The sequence below is a fragment of the Polaribacter sp. P097 genome, from assembly GCF_036864555.1.
Classification (GTDB): domain Bacteria; phylum Bacteroidota; class Bacteroidia; order Flavobacteriales; family Flavobacteriaceae; genus Polaribacter.
Genome location: NZ_JAZETJ010000002.1, coordinates 518367 through 537548 on the forward strand (window position 1 = coordinate 518367; position 19182 = coordinate 537548).

The 19182-nt window shown below is 30.7% G+C and carries 15 protein-coding genes; 11 read left to right on the top strand and 4 right to left on the bottom strand.

From position 1 onward, the window contains the following. The first annotated feature begins 73 nt into the window (after nucleotides 1-73). The 8 genes from V7R38_RS09630 (at nucleotide 74) to V7R38_RS09665 (ending at nucleotide 8141) form a co-directional block, all read left to right on the top strand. Nucleotides 74-3235 carry a TonB-dependent receptor gene (locus V7R38_RS09630; RefSeq protein ID WP_334057947.1) on the top strand — a complete coding sequence of 1054 codons (3162 nt, stop codon included), beginning with the start codon at nucleotides 74-76 and terminating at the stop codon, nucleotides 3233-3235. A gap of 65 nt (nucleotides 3236-3300) precedes the next feature. Further along, the gene (locus tag V7R38_RS09635; protein WP_334057950.1) at nucleotides 3301-3768 is read left to right on the top strand and encodes a DUF6495 family protein; all 468 of its coding nucleotides are present in this window, start codon (nucleotides 3301-3303) and stop codon (nucleotides 3766-3768) included. A gap of 131 nt (nucleotides 3769-3899) precedes the next feature. Beyond that, nucleotides 3900-4313, top strand: a complete 414-nt coding sequence (locus V7R38_RS09640; protein WP_334057952.1) for a response regulator — start codon at nucleotides 3900-3902, stop codon at nucleotides 4311-4313. Nucleotides 4314-4559: 246 nt separating this feature from the next. Then, nucleotides 4560-5702 (top strand): FIST signal transduction protein, encoded by a 1143-nt coding sequence (locus V7R38_RS09645; RefSeq protein WP_334057954.1) that lies wholly within the window; start codon nucleotides 4560-4562, stop codon nucleotides 5700-5702. Then, the gene (locus V7R38_RS09650; RefSeq protein WP_334057956.1) at nucleotides 5702-6754 is read left to right on the top strand and encodes a sensor histidine kinase; all 1053 of its coding nucleotides are present in this window, start codon (nucleotides 5702-5704) and stop codon (nucleotides 6752-6754) included. Before V7R38_RS09645 ends, V7R38_RS09650 begins: the two co-directional genes overlap by 1 nt. Beyond that, nucleotides 6751-7074, top strand: coding sequence for a hypothetical protein (locus V7R38_RS09655; RefSeq protein WP_015480238.1), 324 nt, complete (start codon nucleotides 6751-6753; stop codon nucleotides 7072-7074). Before V7R38_RS09650 ends, V7R38_RS09655 begins: the two co-directional genes overlap by 4 nt. 4 nt (nucleotides 7075-7078) lie before the next feature. Next, a complete protein-coding gene (locus V7R38_RS09660; RefSeq protein WP_334057959.1) occupies nucleotides 7079-7783 on the top strand; it encodes a LytR/AlgR family response regulator transcription factor in 705 nt (234 codons plus the stop codon). Between the two features lie 109 nt (nucleotides 7784-7892). Continuing rightward, nucleotides 7893-8141, top strand: a complete 249-nt coding sequence (locus tag V7R38_RS09665; RefSeq protein ID WP_334057961.1) for a hypothetical protein — start codon at nucleotides 7893-7895, stop codon at nucleotides 8139-8141. On the opposite strand, the gene V7R38_RS09670 is transcribed toward V7R38_RS09665, so the two are convergent. Then, nucleotides 8131-8814 carry an SIR2 family NAD-dependent protein deacylase gene (locus V7R38_RS09670; protein ID WP_334057963.1) on the bottom strand — a complete coding sequence of 228 codons (684 nt, stop codon included), beginning with the start codon at nucleotides 8812-8814 and terminating at the stop codon, nucleotides 8131-8133. The genes V7R38_RS09665 and V7R38_RS09670 overlap by 11 nt on opposite strands. Nucleotides 8815-8840: 26 nt before the next feature. Between V7R38_RS09670 and V7R38_RS09675 the strand changes: the two genes are divergently transcribed. After that, complete coding sequence (locus tag V7R38_RS09675) at nucleotides 8841-9530, top strand: TrmH family RNA methyltransferase (RefSeq protein WP_334057964.1); 690 nt, start codon at nucleotides 8841-8843, stop codon at nucleotides 9528-9530. After that, nucleotides 9523-10110 carry a YdeI/OmpD-associated family protein gene (locus V7R38_RS09680; RefSeq protein WP_334057965.1) on the top strand — a complete coding sequence of 196 codons (588 nt, stop codon included), beginning with the start codon at nucleotides 9523-9525 and terminating at the stop codon, nucleotides 10108-10110. Before V7R38_RS09675 ends, V7R38_RS09680 begins: the two co-directional genes overlap by 8 nt. Here V7R38_RS09680 and V7R38_RS09685 read toward each other — a convergent pair whose 3' ends face one another. Genes V7R38_RS09685 through tsaE form a run of 3 tightly spaced genes read right to left on the bottom strand, consistent with a single transcriptional unit; the run spans nucleotide 10111 to nucleotide 12140 of the window. After that, complete coding sequence (locus V7R38_RS09685) at nucleotides 10111-10479, bottom strand: DUF4258 domain-containing protein (protein ID WP_334057967.1); 369 nt, start codon at nucleotides 10477-10479, stop codon at nucleotides 10111-10113. 47 nt (nucleotides 10480-10526) lie between these two features. After that, nucleotides 10527-11723 (bottom strand): alanine dehydrogenase, encoded by a 1197-nt coding sequence (locus V7R38_RS09690; RefSeq protein ID WP_334057969.1) that lies wholly within the window; start codon nucleotides 11721-11723, stop codon nucleotides 10527-10529. A gap of 9 nt (nucleotides 11724-11732) precedes the next feature. Beyond that, complete coding sequence (tsaE, locus tag V7R38_RS09695; RefSeq protein ID WP_334057971.1) at nucleotides 11733-12140, bottom strand: tRNA (adenosine(37)-N6)-threonylcarbamoyltransferase complex ATPase subunit type 1 TsaE; 408 nt, start codon at nucleotides 12138-12140, stop codon at nucleotides 11733-11735. 481 nt (nucleotides 12141-12621) lie between these two features. Here tsaE and V7R38_RS09700 point away from each other — a divergent pair, with 481 nt between their 5' ends. Then, complete coding sequence (locus tag V7R38_RS09700) at nucleotides 12622-19119, top strand: Ig-like domain-containing protein (RefSeq protein ID WP_334057973.1); 6498 nt, start codon at nucleotides 12622-12624, stop codon at nucleotides 19117-19119. Nucleotides 19120-19182 lie beyond the last annotated feature (63 nt).

The following is a 19182-nucleotide window of genomic DNA, read 5'->3' on the forward strand; positions in this document are numbered from 1 at the left end:
CTATTGTAGTAAGCGTTTTTTGTTTTTATTACTTTTGCTGAAATATCAAATTCTAATTTAAATTCAAAATTAAATGAACAAAAAATTATTTTTCACAACATTATTTTTAATGTTAAATGTTGTTCTGTTTGCACAGGTTACAACATCTAAAATTAAAGGTACTGTTACAGACGAAACAGGAGAAGCACTTTTTGGGGCTACAATTTCTGTTTTACATGTTCCAACAGGTACGTTAAGAGGAACAACTGCTCAAGATAATGGTAGATATACCGTTTTAAACTTAAGAGTTGGAGGACCGTATAAAATTACTTTTAGTTATTTAGGTTTTAAAGAACAAGTAGTTAATGATGTTTATTTAACCTTAGGTAAAACAACAAACATTGATGCAAAATTAGTAGAAGAAGGAGAATCTTTAGACGAGATTGTTATTTCGTCTGCAAAAAATAAAATTTTTAATAACGATAGAACTGGAGCACAAACAAGTGTAACAGCTACTCAATTAAAAGTTTTACCAACAATTTCTAGATCAGCATCAGATTTTACTAGATTAGAGCCTACAGCAAGTAATGGTTCTTTTGGAGGTAGAAACGATCAGTTTAACAACTTTTCTTTAGACGGTTCTATTTTTAACAATCCTTTTGGATTGGATGCTGCAACACCTGGAGGACAAACAAACGCACAGCCTATTTCTTTAGATGCAATTGAACAAATTTCTGTTTCTGTAGCACCTTATGATGTTACTCAATCAGGATTTACAGGAGCTTCTGTAGATGCAGTTACGAAAAGTGGTACAAATGAGTTTCGTGGAACTGTTTATGGTTTTTACAGAAACGAAGATTTAACAGGAGGTAAAATCAATGGTCAAGATGTTTTCAAACCAAGTTTAACTCAAAATCAGTATGGAGTTAGTATTGGAGGACCAATTATTAAAAATAAATTATTCTTTTTTGCTAATTTTGAGAAAGATGAAGTTACTGAATTAGGTTCTTCATTTGTACCAAATACAGGTTCTGGAGCACTAAACGAGTCTAGAGTTTTAGAATCTGATTTACAATTAGTAAGTAGTATTTTAAGCCAGGTTAATATTGGTGATGGCCAAACATATAACCCAGGAGCTTATGAAGGCTTTACTTACGATGCAAATTCAACGAAAGGTTTATTTAAGTTAGATTGGAATATTAATGAAAATCATAGATTAGCATTTGTATACAATTTTTTAACAGCATCTAAAGAAAAACCAGCACACCCAACAGCATTAGGTTTTAGAGGGCCAAATGCAACTACATTACAATTTGAGAATGCAGGTTATCAAATAAATAATAATATCAATTCATTCTTAGTAGAATTAAATTCAACTTTTAATGATGAAACTTCTAACAAACTTCAAGTTGGGTATACTCATTTTGATGATTTTAGAACGCCATTATCTACTCCAGCTCCATCAATTACTTTATTAAATGGAGGTTCTAATTACATTATTGCTGGTCATGAGCCATTTTCTATTAATAACAAGTTAGATCAAAAAGTATTACAAATTACAAATAACATGAGCTTTTTTAAAGGAGATCATACTTATACAGTTGGTTTTTCTTTTGAGAAATTTATGTTTGATAACTCTTTTAACTTAGGTGCTTTTGGTGCTCAAGGTGTATTTTTCCCTTCAGGAGATATTGCAGACTTTAGAAACACAGTTGGTAACCCAACAGCAGAAGCTGCTTTAGTAGCAAACTATCAAGCACAATTTGATGCTGCAATTGCTGCAAACAATTCAAGATTGGCAAATGGTACAGGAAATCCTGGTGGTTTTGCATTAGCAGAAACTAATGTAGGTCAATTGGCTTTTTATGTACAAGACGAATGGAATGCAAGTGATGATTTAAAGATTACTTATGGAGTACGTTTTGACAAACCTTTATTCTTTGATACTACTCAGAAAGCGCAAGATGTTATAGATAATGCATGTTGTTTTGCTCCTGATATTCCTTATTATAATCCAAATACACAACAAGAAGTTACTCTAGACAACAGAAAAATGCCAACAGACAAGTGGTTATTTTCTCCAAGATTAGGGTTTAACTGGGATGCTAATGGCGAAGGAAAATTACAATTAAGAGGAGGAACAGGTATCTTTACAGGTAGATTACCTTTTGTTTGGATTGGAAACCAAATTGCAAATCCAGAGGCTTTCTTTTATCAAGCAGTTGATCCAGATTTTCAATTTCCACAAGTTTGGAGAACCAACATTGGTGTAGATTATAAATTAGAAAGCAACTATGTAATCTCTACAGATTTATCTTACAGTAAAGATATTAACGGTGCACATGTACAAAACTGGGGATTAAGAAATCCTACAGGAAACTTATCTGGTGCAGATAATAGAGCATATTATTTAGACTCAGATAAAGGTAACAATGGTTATGTATTTACCAACTCAAATAAAGGTAGAACTTACAACTTTACTACAAAAGTAGAAAAGACGTTTGACAACGGTTTGTATACAAACATTGCATATAGTTACTTAAACTCTAAAGATGTAAACTCAATTGAAGCAGAAATTACAGGAGATGCATTCGCTTTTAATCCAGTAGTAGGAAATGCTAACAACGATGTTTTAGCGTACTCTAAATATGGAGATACACATAGAATTATTGGTGTTGCTTCTAAAAAGTTTAACTTTTTTGGAGAAAAAGCTCCAACAACTTTTACTACATTCTTTGAATATGCTAAAGGAGGTAGATTTAATTATACGTATGGAGGAGACATCAATAACGATGGTTCATCTGTAAACGATTTATTATATGTACCAACAGCATCAGAATTAAATTCAATGCAATTTACAGGTGCAGGACAAGCTGCAGCATTTGAATCTTACATTCAGCAAGATGATTATTTAAGTGAAAGAAGAGGACAGTATGTAGAAAGATATGGTGCTCTAGCTCCATGGAGAGGTCGTTGGGACTTAAAAGTATTACAAGACTTTAATTTTAATGTTGCAGATGGTAAAGAAAATACTATTCAAATAAGTTTAGATATTTTAAACCTTGGTAACTTAATTAATTCAGATTGGGGTGTTGTTCAACAACCAAGAAATGTACAACCATTAGGAGTTTCTGTTGATGCTAATACATTACAACCAACTTATACTTTTGACGAAACGTTAACAGACACGTTTGCTTTTGATAGTAGCTTACAATCTAGATGGCAAGCTCAAATTGGTCTACGTTATATTTTCTAAACCAAAATAATAAATAGATATTTGAACCGCTCAAAACTTTTTGAGCGGTTTTTTAATGGAACAAAATGAAATATAGACAACTTACCAAAGAACAATTTGAAAGTTTGCATAAAGAGTTTGCTCAGTTTTTAGCAACACAAAGTATAGATGTAAAAGAATGGCAAGATATTAAGACCAATAAACCTAAGGTAGCAGAAGAAGAAATGAATATTTTTTCGGATTTGGTTTGGGATGATGTTTTAACAAAAGTAAACTATGTAGAACATTTTTCTAAAACTTCTGCAAACTTGTTTAAATGTGAAGATGAACAAATTCATAGAATTGCTATTAAAGTCAATTGGGATATTAATTTATTAGAACAAAAGGGTTTTGAATGGCTCATGCAAAATCCTATGGATAATTCTGTAGAAATTTTTAAAGGGAGTAAACCTTACAATGTTGAAAGAAATTTAGAAATCTTTGATTTGATAGAAAAAGGTAGTTCAATTTCTAAAGGAGAGATTTACGATTATATAAACAGTTTGGTTTCTTAAAGATAGATGAAATCCATTCGTCGACACTTATTGGTATTTAATCGAATGCAAATCACTTTCTAACACGAATATTAATAAAGTAAATTAGTTTAGATTTAATTTGCAGTAAATAACGCGAAAAAATTGCATAGTTGGAAAAAACCCTTAAAATATTACTTGTAGAAGATAATTTAATCGAAATAATGAAAATGAAAAGAACCATTTCATTATTAAAATTAAACCATACGCTTCATGAGGCAAAGAATGGAGAGGAAGCTCTAAAATTTTTAGAAGATAAATCAAACATACCAGATTTAATTTTATTAGATCTTAACATGCCTAAAATTAGCGGAATTGAATTTTTGAAAATCATTAAAGCTAATGATGAATTGTTACATATTCCTACAGTAATATTAACTACTTCTAGTAATCAATCAGACCTAATTGAATGTTACAAAACAGGGATGTCTGGTTATGTATTAAAGCCACTTAAATATGAGGATTATGTCAAAAAAATTGAAAAAGTTTTGGCATATTGGAGCGTGAATGAATTAAGAAAAGTATAAAAACTTTACTTTTTTTAATTTTTTATTATCTACTTTATCATCATTTTAATTTCTAAATCTGTTTTTTAAACTTTTGGCTATCAGCTACTTTGTTTTAACGTTCTTTTTAATAATTTTTTATTTTTGTTATAATATTCTTACAGAAATAGATTATGTATTGCCAAAAAGATTGTAAATTTAGTGCTTATACTATGTATAATACAATCAATATATTAATTTAGTATACCTCTAACCAAACATAGATTAATGAAAACTGTTCAATTAAAAAGAGAAGCAAATTCAGAGTTTAAATTTATTACCGAAAAGCAAACTTTAAAAGCACCTTTGGTACTAATTTTTGGTAGCAGATATTTGTTAGAAGCAGAATCTGTTTATGATGAAATTAAATCTATTTTTCCTGATGGTCATCTTGTTTTTGGTTCAACCTCTGGTAATATTACATCAGAGTCTGTAGATGATGAATCTATTGTTGTAACAGCTATCGAGTTTGAAAAAAGTAGTTTTGTTATTAAAACTACCAACGTAATTAGCGAGAATCAAGAAAGTTTAAATAGTACAGAAGTTGGTAAAGAACTTATACAACAATTACCTCAAGAAAATTTAAAACACGTTTTTATTATTTCTGATGGTAGTTTTATTAATGGAAGTCAATTGGCTATTGGTATGAACTCAGCTTCAGACCAAGATTTAATTGTTACAGGTGCACTATGTGGAGATGCAGCAAGATTTGAAAAAACACTTTCTTCTTACAACGAGTTGCCAAAAGAAGGCGAAATTATTGCTATTGGTTTGTATGGAGAATCTTTAGAAATTTCTTTTGCCTCTAATGGAGGATGGACACCTTTTGGACCAGAAAGATTAGTTACAAAATCAAAAGATAATGTGTTATACGAAATTGATGGTAAACCAGCTTTAGACTTATACAAAACCTATTTAGGAGAAAAATCTAAAGAATTGCCAGGTGCTGCCTTATTATATCCTTTAAATGTAAAATCTAAAGATGACAAAAAATCGATTGTTAGAACCATTTTAAATATTAATGAAGAAGACAATTCTATGATTTTAGCTGGAGATATTTTAGAAGGATCTCAAGTACAGTTAATGATGACAAATGTAGATAGCATTGTAAATGCAGCAGAAATTGGTGCTGAAAAAGCATTAGCAGAAAGAAAAAATGCACCTGAATTAGCCATATTAGTTAGTTGTATTGGTAGAAAATTGGTGCTAGATCAAAGAGTAGAGGAGGAAGTAGAAGAAGTTATGGAAGTAATTGGTGCAAATACGTTAGTAAGCGGTTTTTATTCTTATGGAGAAATTGCTCCTTTTGAAGATGAAACTAATTGTCAACTGCACAATCAAACAATGGCAATTACATTAATAAGCGAGTAATGAACTCTTTACTTAAAAGACAAATTCGTAAATATTTACCCGAAAAATTCAAGTCAGATGATGACTTAAATGAATTTTTAGAGGCCATTGAAAGGTCTTATAATACTTCTGATGAGCAATTTAAAATGTTGCAAAGAGCTGCATCTATAAGTTCAGAAGAACTATTTGAATCTAATCAGCAGTTAAGAGAAGAATCAGAAGCTCAAAAAGAAATAATAGCTAAACTTAATAATGTAATTAACACATTAAAGTTTTATGGCTTAGATGAAACCAATAATTTGGAAGAATCAGATTCTTTAAAATTAGTAGATTTTATTGATAATCAAACCAAAGAAATTATAGAAATTAATAAGCAGAAAGATCTTTTACTTTCTAATTTAGAAAAGCAAAATGCAGAACTGAATGATTATGCTCATATGATTTCTCATGATTTACAATCACCCTTACAAAGTATAGAAGCGTTAACCACTTGGCTAAAAACTGACTACGAAGATCAGATAGATGAAGGAGGTAAAGATATACTTCGTTTAATTGGTGAAAATGTAGAAAAGATGGATGCTCTTCTAAAAAATGTTTACGAGTATACTAATATTGATAAAATTCACAATAAAAAGCGAGATATTGATTTAAATGATTTATTAAAAAGTTTATTAAAATTAATAAAAAATCCTAATAAAATAGAAATCAAAATTCAAGACAATCTACCAATAATTAGTGGTGATACATATCGATTAAATTTACTTTTTTATCATTTAATAGATAACGCCATTAAATACAATGATAAAGGTGAGAATGGCTTGGTTGAAATTCTATTTGAAGAAGAGAAAAACTACTGGAAATTCTGTGTTAAGGATAATGGAAAAGGGATAGAAAATCAGTATTTAGATAAAATATTTAATGCTTTTCAAAAATTAAATAATGACAATCAATCTTCAGGTATAGGTTTATCTATAGCCAAAAAGATTGTGGAAGTTTATTATGGTAATATTGAAATAAAATCGAACCCAGGTGAAGAAACACTTGTAATATTTACTTTAAGAAAGCAGCTATGATAGAACCCAATTTAAATTATATAGAACAATTGGCCAGAGGAGATGACTCAATAAGACAAACTTTAATTCAAGTGATTAAAGATGAATTTCCTGATGAGAAAAAAGAATATTTTGAATGCTTAAAAACTAAAAATTCTGAAATTATTGCGAGTAACGTTCATCGCATTAAACATAAATTTAGTATTTTGGGCTTAGAAACTAGTTATAACAGTGCTGTGAAATTAGAAGAAGTACTTCGAAACAATCAATCCAACCAAGGTTTACAAGAAGAATTTGAAAATACACTTGCAGCAATTACTAAATATTTAAAAACTATTTAGAAACATGAATTGTATAGTAATAGACGATGAAAAAATGGCACGCGTAATTATTAAAACGCTGTGTAATGAAATTAAAGATGTAAACCTAGTTGAAGAATTTTCTGATGCTATTGAGGCCATAAAGTATTTAAATGAAAATAAGGTAGATTTAATTTTCTTAGATATTCATATGCCAGCTTTTAGTGGAGTAGATTTTATAAAAACATTAAAAGACCCACCAAAAGTTATTTTTACTACAACAGATGCAAAGTATGCTATAGAGGCTTTTGAGTTTGATTTTATTGTAGATTATCTTTTAAAGCCAGTAGAATTACCTAGATTTAAAAAGGCAATACAAAAAGCGCAAAAGGCATTAGCTGTTGCTAAAAAAGAAAAAACAACTGCTGCTCCAACAATAAAAAATGACTTTTATGTAAATATTGACAGAAGGCTAATAAAGATTGATTTGCCTAGTATTTATCTAATTGAAGCTAAAGGTGATTATATCAATATTAAAACAGAGGAGAAGAATTACATAGTGCACTCTACACTTAAAAAAATAGAGGAAAAGTTACCAGATTCTCTATTTCTAAAAGTACATAGATCTTATATAATTAATGTAAAGCATATTATTGATATAGAAGATAATAGTGTTTTAATTAAAAAGGATGTAATTCCCGTAAGTAGATCTAACAGACCAGAATTAATGAAGCGTTTAGATCTGTTATAAGTTTCTAATCGTAACTTAAGTTTCATTCGTCTACAGTAAATTTGTACAAAGCGAAGTTTAATCTTTAAGGTTCAAATTGGGGGTATCTTTATGATATAAAGAAAATATCATGAGAAAATCCCTAATAATTCTAGTTTCCTTAATTGTAACAGCTTTAAATATCAACTCTTATGGCGATCTTAGTGAAAGTCAGATTGAAAAAGCCAAATCTTCTATAAAAGCTGAAAACGAAGTAACCCTTGATGAAAGTGTTAATATGGGACTAAGCTTAACCTTTCTAAAAATAATTCACATTGCAGAATTAATGTGTGTTTCTGAAATGGACAGAAAAAGTTTAGTAAGACCGTTTACAGCTTAAGAATTTCTAATAATTTATCAGTTCCGTTAGTTGCATTATCACTTATAACTGTTAGCTTATTAAATAAATGACTATTTATATTTGGTTTAGGGTCTATAAAATAAATAGGAACTTCGTTACTTACAAACTCAATTAAACTAGCTGCAGGATATACTTGCATTGAAGTACCAATTACCACTAGAATATCAGCTCTTTTCGTAATTTCTATTGCTTTATCTAACATAGGTACCATTTCTCCAAACCATACAATATGTGGTCTTAATTGATATCCTAATTTACAAACATCACCTAAATTTAAATCTTTCTTCCAATTTAGAACATCAGTTTCATTTTTAGTGCTTCTAACTTTTAATAGCTCTCCATGCAAATGAGTAATAGCAATACTACCTGCTCTTTCGTGCAAATCATCTACATTTTGAGTAATGATATTTACCTTATAATATTTTTCTAACTTCTTTAAATTTAAATGCGCTTTATTAGGTTCTACCTCTAACAATTGCCTTCTTCTTTGATTATAAAAGTCTAAAACTAATTCAGGATTATTTCTAAAACCTCTTATGGAAGCAACATCCATAACATCATGATCTTCCCATAAACCATCAGCATCTCTAAAAGTTTTTATACCACTTTCTGCAGAAATTCCTGCACCTGTAAGTACTACTACATTTTTCATATTAGTAAAAATAATAATAAAATGATATGTTTGTATTTATGGTAGATAAAAAGTTATTGGAGTATTTAGAAGGTTTTTTGACTGACAAAAGAAAACAGACTTTTCAGAAAGTTTTGGCAGAAAGAACTAGACATTTTACAGTTGTTTTAGAAGATATTTATCAACCTCATAACGCAAGTGCAGTAGTTAGAACCTGCGATATTTTTGGTGTTCAAGATTTACATGTAATAGAGAATAGGTACATTAATAGAGTATCTAAATATGTTACAAAAGGTGCTCAAAAATGGATTACTACTAAAAGATACAAAACAGATGATGATAATACGAAAATATGTTTAAATGATTTAAAAACAGCTGGATATCAGATTATAGCAACCTCTCCATATGCTGATGCTAATCTTTTACAAGATTTCAAAATTAATAAAAAAACAGCTTTTGTTTTTGGAGCAGAAGCAACAGGTATTTCAGATACTGTAAAAGAACATGCAGATGGATTTTTAAAAATTCCGATGGTTGGTTTTACAGAAAGTTTTAACATTTCTGTAGCTGCAGCTATTATTTTACAAGATGTGACAACTAGACTTAAAAGTTCAGATATTAATTGGATGCTTTCTAAGGATGAAAAGGAACAATTATATCTGCAATGGATTAAAGAAACCATTAAGAATGTAACTAAAATAGAAGAACGGTTTTACCAACAATTAGAGGATGAATAATGAAATTACAGAATACATTAACGAACAAGATTTTTGGAAAGAAGAGTTAGTTTTACTTCGTTCAATTTTAAATGAGTTGCCTTTAGTTGAAGATATAAAATGGGGCATACCTGCTTATATTTTTAATGATAAAAATATTTTGGGAATGTCAGCTTTTAAAAATTATGTTGGTCTTTGGTTTCATCAAGGTGTATTTTTAAAGGATAAAGCAAATCTATTAATCAATGCTCAAGAGAATAAAACAAAAGCCTTAAGACAAATGAGATTTAGCTCTATTGATGAAATAGATAAAGAGCTAGTTAAGAATTATGTTTTAGAAGCAATTGAAAACTGTAAAGCTGGTAAAGAAATTAAACCAACTAGAAATACAAAACCAGTGATTTTACCTTCTGAACTTAAATTGGTTTTGAATTCAAATAAAACTCTGAATGATGCATTTTATAAGTTAACCTTATCAAAGCAAAGAGAATATGCTGAGTATATTTCTACAGCCAAAAAAGAAAATACTAAAAATTCTAGAATTGAGAAAATTATTCCTCTAATTAAAGCAGGAAAAGGCTTAAATGATAAATATAAATAACTATTGTATCATTATTTTTTGAATGGTAGAAGTAGAGTCGCATCTAGAAATGTATAAACTAACATTTTCTAATTCTTTCTTACCAGTAACAAAGTACTCAGCACAAGGCTTCTGTCTAGGTTTTCCTTTACCAAAATCTACATCACCAAAGTTTAAAATCTTTTCTATCTTAAGGCTATCAATATCTGAAGTTTGCATCACTTTTTTAGCCTCATCAGAATAGACTCTTTCTCTAATTCTAATAGTTTTAAGCGTTCTAGCATCCATACCATAATCAAAAGTGGCGTTTTTCTTTTGCCAGAAAAAATACACCCCAATAGAACTAATACTAGCACCAATTAAAAAATATCCTATACGTTTTAGTAACATCAATAAATTTTGAGTGGCAAATTTAAGATTTTAAGTTCAGAAAAGAATTACAAAATTAATAAATTGATATCTCTAAATGGCAAATCGAACCATTCTGCTACAGTTTTATTTGTTAAAATTCCATGATAAAAATACATTCCATTTCTTAGGCTTTTATCAAATCTGGCAGCATTTTCAAAACCACCTTCTTCAGCAATATTTAATAAATAAGGTGTAAATATATTACTTATTGAAACAGAAGCTGTTCTAGAGTATCTTGCAGGAATATTAGGCACACAATAATGAATTACTCCATGCTTCACAAAAGTTGGTTTGTTGTGCGAGGTCACATTTGAAGTCTCAAAACAACCACCTCTATCAATACTAACATCAACTATAATAGATCCTTCTTTCATTGTTTCTACCATAGTTTCTGTAGCGCAAATAGGAGATCTGTTTTTACCTCTTATAGCACCAATAGCAACATCACATCTCATTAAAGCTTTAGAAACAGATTTTGGTTGTAAAGTTGATGTATAGATAGGTGATGATAAGCCATGTTGTAATTTTCTTAATTTGGATATTGAATTGTCAAAAACCTTTACTCTTGCACCTAAACCTAAAGCCGTTCTTGCTGCATATTCGCCTACAGTACCAGCTCCAAAAATAACTACACTAGTAGGTGGCACTCCACCAATATTACCAAATAACAATCCATTACCTTTATTAACACCACTCATTAATTCACCTGCTATTAATACAGAAGCTGTCCCAGCAATTTCACTTAGTGATTTTACTACAGGAAATGTATTATGTTCATCCTTAATATAATCGAAAGCAACAGCCGTAATTCTTTTTTTAGCCAAACACTCAAAATACTTTTTAGATTGAGTTTTTAGCTGAAGTGATGATATTAATACTGCCTGAGGATTTATATATTCAATTTCTTGTTCAGTAGGTGGTGCAACTTTTAATATGATATTACATTTAAATGCTTCTTCTGTATCATAAGAAATTTTTGCACCTGCTTCCGAATATTCTTTGTCTGTAAAACTTGCGCCATCACCTGCCCCAGTTTCTATAACAATTCTATGACCATTAGCAGTTAAAGCGGTTACAGCGTCTGGAGTTAAACAAACACGTTTTTCTCCTAAATGGGATTCTTTGGGTAGACCAATAAAAAGTTCTCCTTTCTTTTTCTTTATTTCCAACATTTCTGTTTGTGGTAATAATTCTTCTTTACTAAAAGGAGAAAACTGGCTCATATAGTGTATTTATTTTAGTTCAATTTTACGTTGACCATCTTCTAAAATAGAAAGATGAATTGCAACAGCATCTAAAGGTAATAAATTTTCGATATTCTCTGGCCATTCAATGAAACACCAATTATTACTATATAAATAATCTTCAACTCCTATATCTAAAGCCTCTTCTTCATGGTTAATTCTATAAAAATCAAAATGATATAAGGTATTGTTATCACAAGTACTATATTCATTAACTAAAGAAAAGGTGGGTGAAGAAATGTTATCTTCTGTACCAAGTTCTTTGCAAATTTGTTTAATTAAAGTTGTTTTTCCTACGCCCATTTCTCCGTAAAAAAGTAATACTTTATGCTTTGCACTTGCAATAATAGAATTAGCCACTTTTGGCAAATCGTTTAACGAGTATGTAGTAATCATAAGGTAAAAATAAGGAGTTATTTTATATAGATTGTAATTCCCTAATAAATTTTAGAATTTTGTTACAATTCGCTTTTTCGCACTAAATTTAATGCGAAAAGGCTATTTAATTAGTACTTCTTTGCACTCATTTTCAGCAACTCATTTGTTAAAATTACAAAATCGATAAATTTAAAACATTGATATACAGTCTTTTATATAATAAAATACAAAATGTATTATTAATGATACCTTTAATTATCAATTTCGTTATAACTTAGCAATCAAGAATTTAAGTAATTTTATTCCAGTTTATTATTCAGAAAAAATAATAAGCGATCTATTTTTAACCCCTTAATACCTCTAAAATGAAAACTACTTTACACAAGTTGTTTATGCAAATCTGTATATACAATTATCAAGAATCACAACTCAAGATTCTTACACACTCATAATTATTACATACTAACCAAACTTTAACTAACATTAAATCCTCTTTAAGATGTTAAAAACTACCTATTGTAGGTTATTTACTTGTGTAAATGACTTAAAAGAAACTTGTAACAAGTTTTTTAAAGATTATAATTTTGTAATAGCAATTTTGCTTACAATAACTTATAACTCTGGCTTAAATGCACAAACCTGGACTGAAATTGTAAAAACTACAGCCTCTGATGCTGCTGCTAGTGATTTCTATGCGTATGATGTAGCTATTGATGGAGAATACGCTATTGTTGGAGCAAGAGGCAATGATGATATTGGTTCCAATTCTGGATCTGCTTATATTTTAAAATATAACGTTGCTTTAAATACTTGGGAAGAGCAGGTTAAACTAATTGCAAATGACGCAGCATCTTCAGATTATTTTGGAAACTCTGTTGCCATTAAAGGAGATTTAGTTATAGTGGGTGCCTTTTATGATGTATCGAATAACCAAAGAAATGGTGCTGCTTATGTCTTTAGAAGATCTGGAAATACATGGAACCAAGAAGCCAAATTATTGGCTTCAGATGGTGCTCAATACGATTATTTTGGTTGGGATGTTGCCATTGATGGCAATATAGCTGTTATAGGAGCAATGTTTACAGATAATAATGGAGTAAGTTCTGGAAGTGCATATGTTTTTAACCATAATGGTTCAACTTGGACCCAAACCCAAAAAATTCAACCTTCAGATGTTTCTCAATACAAAGAGTTTGGAAGGGCTGTAGACATCAGTGGAAATAATATATTAGTAGGGGCTTATGGTGATAATAGCTATGCTGGTGCTGCTTATATTTTTAATAATGATGGAAATACATGGAGCCAAGAAGCTAAATTAACAGCATCAGATGCCAGCGCATATGATCGTTTTAGTTATCAATCTATAGGAATTGATGGAGATTATATAGTGGTGGGAGCTTATGCTAGTGATAATTCAAATTTAACGGATTCAGGTGCTGCATATATATATCACAAGACAAATTCAGGATGGATGGAAGAAAGCATAATCACAGCTATAGATGCAGCAACAGGAGACCAATTTAGCATTTCTGTAGATATTTCTGGAGATGTAGTTGTTGTAGGTTCTAGATTAGATGATGACAAAGGAACTAATTCAGGATCTGCCTATGTTTTTCAAAGAAATGGTACAGCATGGTCTCAACAATCTAAATTACTTGCTTCAGATGGGGCTTCAAATGATTATTTTGGATGGGCCTCAGCAATTGATGGGAATAATTTAATTATTGGTGCATATTTAAATGATGACAATGGTACTAATTCAGGCTCAGCCTACATATTCAATAATGGGTTGAGTAATAGCGCAGATACTACACCACCAACAGTAGTAACACAAAATTTAGAAGTAAGTTTAGACGCTAATGGAGCTGCTTCAATTACTGCAAATCAAATAAATAATGGTTCATCAGATAATGTTTCATCAAATTTAACCTTAAGTTTAGATAATGAAACTTTTAACTGTGCTAATTTGGGTAGTAATACAGTAACCTTAACAGTTACTGATGAGGCAAATAATTCGTCTTCAGCAACAGCTACAGTAACAGTTGTTGATAATATTATACCAACTATTACTTTAAATGGAGATGAAACAATTAATATTTTACATGGAACAACTTTTACTGATCCTGGAGCAACAGGTGCAGATAATTGCTCTAACACAACAATACAAATAACTGGTACAGTAGATACCAATAATTCTGGTAGTTATACATTAACTTACAAAGCTTCAGATGGTTCAAACAATGAATCTACAGTGGTATCAAGAACTGTAATTGTTAATGGTTTACCATCAGCATCAAACGATGCAATTGTAGTAACAGAAGGTACTACAAACAACTCAATTTTAGTATTAACTAACGATTCTTTTGGTCCTGATGCAGCTGCAAATACAAATTCAGTTTATATAGAAACTGCACCATCTAATGGAACAGCAATAGTAAATTTACAGAACAATAGTATAGAGTATACACCTACAAGCAATGTAACTACAGACTCTTTTGTGTATGGAATAGAAGATGGAAATGGAGATCAAACAACAGCTACTGTTTCTATTACTATTAACAGACTGCCTAGTGGTTCTGCAGATGTATTATCTGTATTCGAAGATAGTTCAAACAACATTTTGGATGTTTTAGATAATGATGATATCGATTTAGATGGTTTTGGTAGTTTAACTATTGGAGCAAACACAACAGAAGGTGGTTCAATTAACCTAAACTCAGACAATGAAGTTGTTTATACGCCAGTTGTGCAGTTTGTAGGTGAAGATTCTTTTACCTACACAATTACAGATGGTAATGGAGATGAAACAGAAAACATTACAGTAACTATTAACGTTCTAGCAGTAGTACCTGAACCAGTAAATGATACATTTACTTTAAATCAAGATTCAACTAACAACACTTTAAACGTTTTAGCAAATGATAGTTTTGGTTCAGATGGTGCTTTAAGTTTTACAATTAGTGGAGCAACATCTACGGAAAACGGAACTGTTGTTTTAAATGATAATGGTACAGCAGATGTAACTGATGATTTTATACAATTTACACCAAAACCAAACTATAATGGTTCAGATTCTTTTACGTATACTTTAGAGGATACCAATGGAGATTCAGCAACAGCAACTGTAACTATTATTGTAAGGCCAATTATTCCAGTACCAACAGATGATGTTGCAACAGTAGATAAAAATAGCACGAATAATAGTATTGATGTATTATCTAATGATGATTTTGGTGGTAATGAAGCGAATGTAGAACATCCTTTCACCTTTTTAAACGGAAGCTTAAATAGTGCTAGTAATAATGGTGCATTACTTACTATCTCTGATAATAATACCCCTAATGACTTATTAGATGATGTTATTTTATACACACCAGCTGCTGATTTTGTTGGTGAAGATACGTTTACTTATATCTTAACTGATACTGATGGAGATGCAACTTCAGCTCTTGTTACAGTAACAGTTGTAGAAGGTAATAATGACAGTACAAGTCCAACTGCTGTTAATGATGCCTATACAGTTTATTCAGAAAGTTTAGCAAATGAATTTAATGTCTTAGCTAATGATAGTGAAGGATTAGATGGTTTAATTGATAGTGGTTTAACCATGACAAATGGTACTTTAAGTAGTGCTACACCAAATGGAGGAATCATTTTTGTAGACAATAAAGGCACTAATACAACTACAGATGATGTTATTAACTATGTACCTCAAACTGGTTTTGTTGGTGAAGATACTTTTGATTATACAATAACAGATATAAATGGAGATGCCTCAATAGCTACAGTAACAATTACTGTAGAAGTAGAAATTTTTGACGTACCAACTGCAGAAAATGATGCAGTAGTTTTAGAACAAGACAGTTCAGATAATATTATAGACGTTTTAATAAATGATGCTTTTGGTTCAGAAGGTAGAGCACAAAATAATTCGTTCGCTATTAATGTTCCAACAATAACAAATGGAGCTTCAATATCGATTGTAGATGACAAAATTGTGTATACACCAGCAACAGGATTTAGTGGTACAGACTCTTTTAATTATACAATTACAGATGCTACAGCACAAACATCATCTGCAACAGTAACAGTAATGGTTACACCTGCAGAATTTGTAAATGATGTTCCAGTTGCACAAAATGATGTAATTACTATAACTCAGAATAGTGTTAGAGCAGTAATAGATATTTTACCTAACGATTCTTTTGGAAACGAAGGACCAATCACAAGTCATGACCCTGTAACCACAGACAAAGGTTGGATGATGCAAACCACTTCAATTGGAGCATTATTCTGTATCAATAAAAATGATGACAATTCACCTTATGGAGATTATTATATCACATATACACCTCCAACAAACTTTACAGGAACAGATACTTTTAATTATGTAATTACAGATGCAAATGGAGATGCTTCAACTGCAACTGTAACAGTAACTGTAGAAGAAGATCAAACACTTTTAGCTTTAATTGACGATAGTGTTGAAGTAGATGAGAATAGTGTAAGTAATGAAATATCAATTTTTGATAATGATATTATTGGTGCTAGAGTTTTATTAAGAAGATTAATAATTAATAATCTAACAACTTCTCAAGGAGGTACATTAGTGGTAAAGAATAATTTTTCTAGAAACCCTTTAGATTATACAATAGAATATACACCAGCTGAAAAGTTTACAGGTATTGATACTTTTGAATATAGCTTAGAAGATGCATCAGGAGTTTCAGACCCAGCAACTGTAACAATTACAGTAATTGCAGGAGATGTTGTAAATGGTACACCAACAGCAACTAACGATGCAGTATCAGTATTTACAGATAGTCTAAATAATGAAATCGATGTTTTAGATAATGATACAGCAGGATTAGATGGTTTTATAGATGGAGGTTTAACCATGACAAATGGAACATTAATTAGTGCCACAGCAAATGGTGCAACCATTTCTATAGACAATAAAAGTACTGCAGATACATCAGATGATATTTTTATGTATACACCAGCCACAGGTTTTGAAGGTACAGATACTTTTAGTTATGTAATTACAGATGCAAGTGGAGATGCTTCAATAGGTGAAGTTACTGTAACTGTTGCTAGAGTAGAAGATGTACCTTTTGCTGTAGATGATGCAGTTACTTTAGAACAAGATTCAACAATAAATATCGATGTTTTATCTAATGATAGTTTTGGTACAGATGGTGCTGCACAAAGTGATGCGTTATCAGTTCCATCAAACTCAGATTTAGGAGGACAATTGAGTATCGCTAATGATTTAGTTGTGTATACTCCAGCTACAGGCTTTGTAGGTGTAGATAGTTTTACTTATACTATAGAAGATGCAAATGGAGATACAGATACAGCAAGTGTTACTATTACTTTAACAGAAGTAGTTTCAGATAATGGTCTTCCAACTGCTACAGATGATACAATTACTGTAAATCAAAATAGTTCAGATAATGTTATAAATGTAATAGTAAACGATGATTTTGGAACAGATGGTCCTAATGCAACACACCCTTTAACCTTCGCAAACGGATCTATGGTAAATGCCAGTGCTAAAGGTGGTTCTTTAACTATTGGTGATAATAATACTCCAAATGATTTATCTGATGATGTAATTTTATATTCGCCAAGTGTAGATTTTAGTGGAGAAGATACTTTCAACTATAGAATTACAGATGCAAGTGGAGATGCTGTAATAGCTACTGTTTCAATAACAGTAACTGGTTCAGGAGCAGTTGCAACACCTACTGCTAATAATGATGCTGTAAATATAAATGCATTACAAAATTCAACTGAAATTGATGTTTTATTAAATGACGATTTTGGTTTAAATGGTGCTATTGATAATGGGTTAACCATGACCAATGGTACACTTTCTAGTGCCACCGCAAATGGAGCTTTAATTAGTGTAGATAATAAAGGTACAAATGATACTTCAGATGATGTTATTGTATATGAGCCTGCTGCAAATTTTGTTGGAGAAGATTCATTTAACTATACAATTACAGATGCTACAGGTGATGCATCAACTGCAACAGTAACTGTTACAGTTGCAATTCCTACAGATGTGCCAAATGCAGTAGATGATTCAGTTACAGTAGATCAAGATAGTTCTTCAAGTATAGATGTTTTAGTAAACGATACCTATGGTGATGATGGAGCAGCACAAAATGATGCTCTAACAGTGGGTGCTAATTCAGATTTAGGAGGAACTTTAAGTGTAGCCAACAATCAGGTGTTGTACAGCCCTGCTGCAAATTTTGTAGGTGTAGATACCTTTACATATACTATTACAGATGATTCAGGAGATACTTCTAGTGCCAAGGTTACAATTACTGTAGAAGCAATTGTAATTCAAAATGGTACACCAACTGCAGTAGATGACGCAGTAACTGTAAATAGAACAGAAGCAGAGCCTAATCAAATTATTTATATAGATGTAACTGCAAATGATGATTTTGGAACTGATGGCCAGAATGCAAATCATCCTTTAGTATTACTAAATGGTAAAACAGATACAGCTAGTAATAACGGAATGAGAATTAAAATTGACGATAATGGAACAGAAAATGATCCTTCAGATGATAGAATAGCTTACTATTCAACGAATGATGAAAATATAACTTCAGACAGTTTTGTGTATACAATTACTGATGCTAATGGTGATGCATCTACAGCAACAGTAAACGTAACTTTATCTGCTGTAGCTTCAAAATCAGATACTTCAAGTAACTTATTTGATAATAGCTTTACAGCTTATCCAAACCCATCTGTAGGTTATGTTAAAACAACAGTAAAAAGTGAAACTGCAAGTAATGCAATGGTTTATTTATTTGATGTAACTGGAAAGGTTATTTTAAATCAAACAATAGAATTGAAAGGTGGAATCAATGAATTAGAATTTAATTTTAATGTTAGAAACTCAATAATGTTCTTAAAAATTATATCTCCTAATGCAAACTTTGGAACCAAGAAAATAGTTTTCAAAAAATAATCCCTAATTATAATTTGGATCGTATTTTCGAAAAAAAGAGCTGATTTATCAGCTCTTTTTTTA

Excerpts from the sequence above, each read along its gene's own strand:
- V7R38_RS09645 (WP_334057954.1), top strand. The coding sequence starts at position 4,560 with ATGAAAACTGTTCAATTAAAAAGAGAAGCAAATTCAGAGTTTAAATTT.
- V7R38_RS09670 (WP_334057963.1), bottom strand. The coding sequence starts at position 8,814 with ATGAAAAATGTAGTAGTACTTACAGGTGCAGGAATTTCTGCAGAAAGT.
- V7R38_RS09635 (WP_334057950.1), top strand. The coding sequence starts at position 3,301 with ATGAAATATAGACAACTTACCAAAGAACAATTTGAAAGTTTGCATAAA.
- tsaE (WP_334057971.1), bottom strand. The coding sequence starts at position 12,140 with ATGATTACTACATACTCGTTAAACGATTTGCCAAAAGTGGCTAATTCT.
- V7R38_RS09675 (WP_334057964.1), top strand. The coding sequence starts at position 8,841 with ATGTTTGTATTTATGGTAGATAAAAAGTTATTGGAGTATTTAGAAGGT.
- V7R38_RS09685 (WP_334057967.1), bottom strand. The coding sequence starts at position 10,479 with ATGTTACTAAAACGTATAGGATATTTTTTAATTGGTGCTAGTATTAGT.
- V7R38_RS09655 (WP_015480238.1), top strand. The coding sequence starts at position 6,751 with ATGATAGAACCCAATTTAAATTATATAGAACAATTGGCCAGAGGAGAT.
- V7R38_RS09665 (WP_334057961.1), top strand. The coding sequence starts at position 7,893 with ATGAGAAAATCCCTAATAATTCTAGTTTCCTTAATTGTAACAGCTTTA.
- V7R38_RS09680 (WP_334057965.1), top strand. The coding sequence starts at position 9,523 with ATGAATAATGAAATTACAGAATACATTAACGAACAAGATTTTTGGAAA.
- V7R38_RS09650 (WP_334057956.1), top strand. The coding sequence starts at position 5,702 with ATGAACTCTTTACTTAAAAGACAAATTCGTAAATATTTACCCGAAAAA.
- V7R38_RS09660 (WP_334057959.1), top strand. The coding sequence starts at position 7,079 with ATGAATTGTATAGTAATAGACGATGAAAAAATGGCACGCGTAATTATT.
- V7R38_RS09700 (WP_334057973.1), top strand. The coding sequence starts at position 12,622 with ATGTTAAAAACTACCTATTGTAGGTTATTTACTTGTGTAAATGACTTA.
- V7R38_RS09690 (WP_334057969.1), bottom strand. The coding sequence starts at position 11,723 with ATGAGCCAGTTTTCTCCTTTTAGTAAAGAAGAATTATTACCACAAACA.
- V7R38_RS09630 (WP_334057947.1), top strand. The coding sequence starts at position 74 with ATGAACAAAAAATTATTTTTCACAACATTATTTTTAATGTTAAATGTT.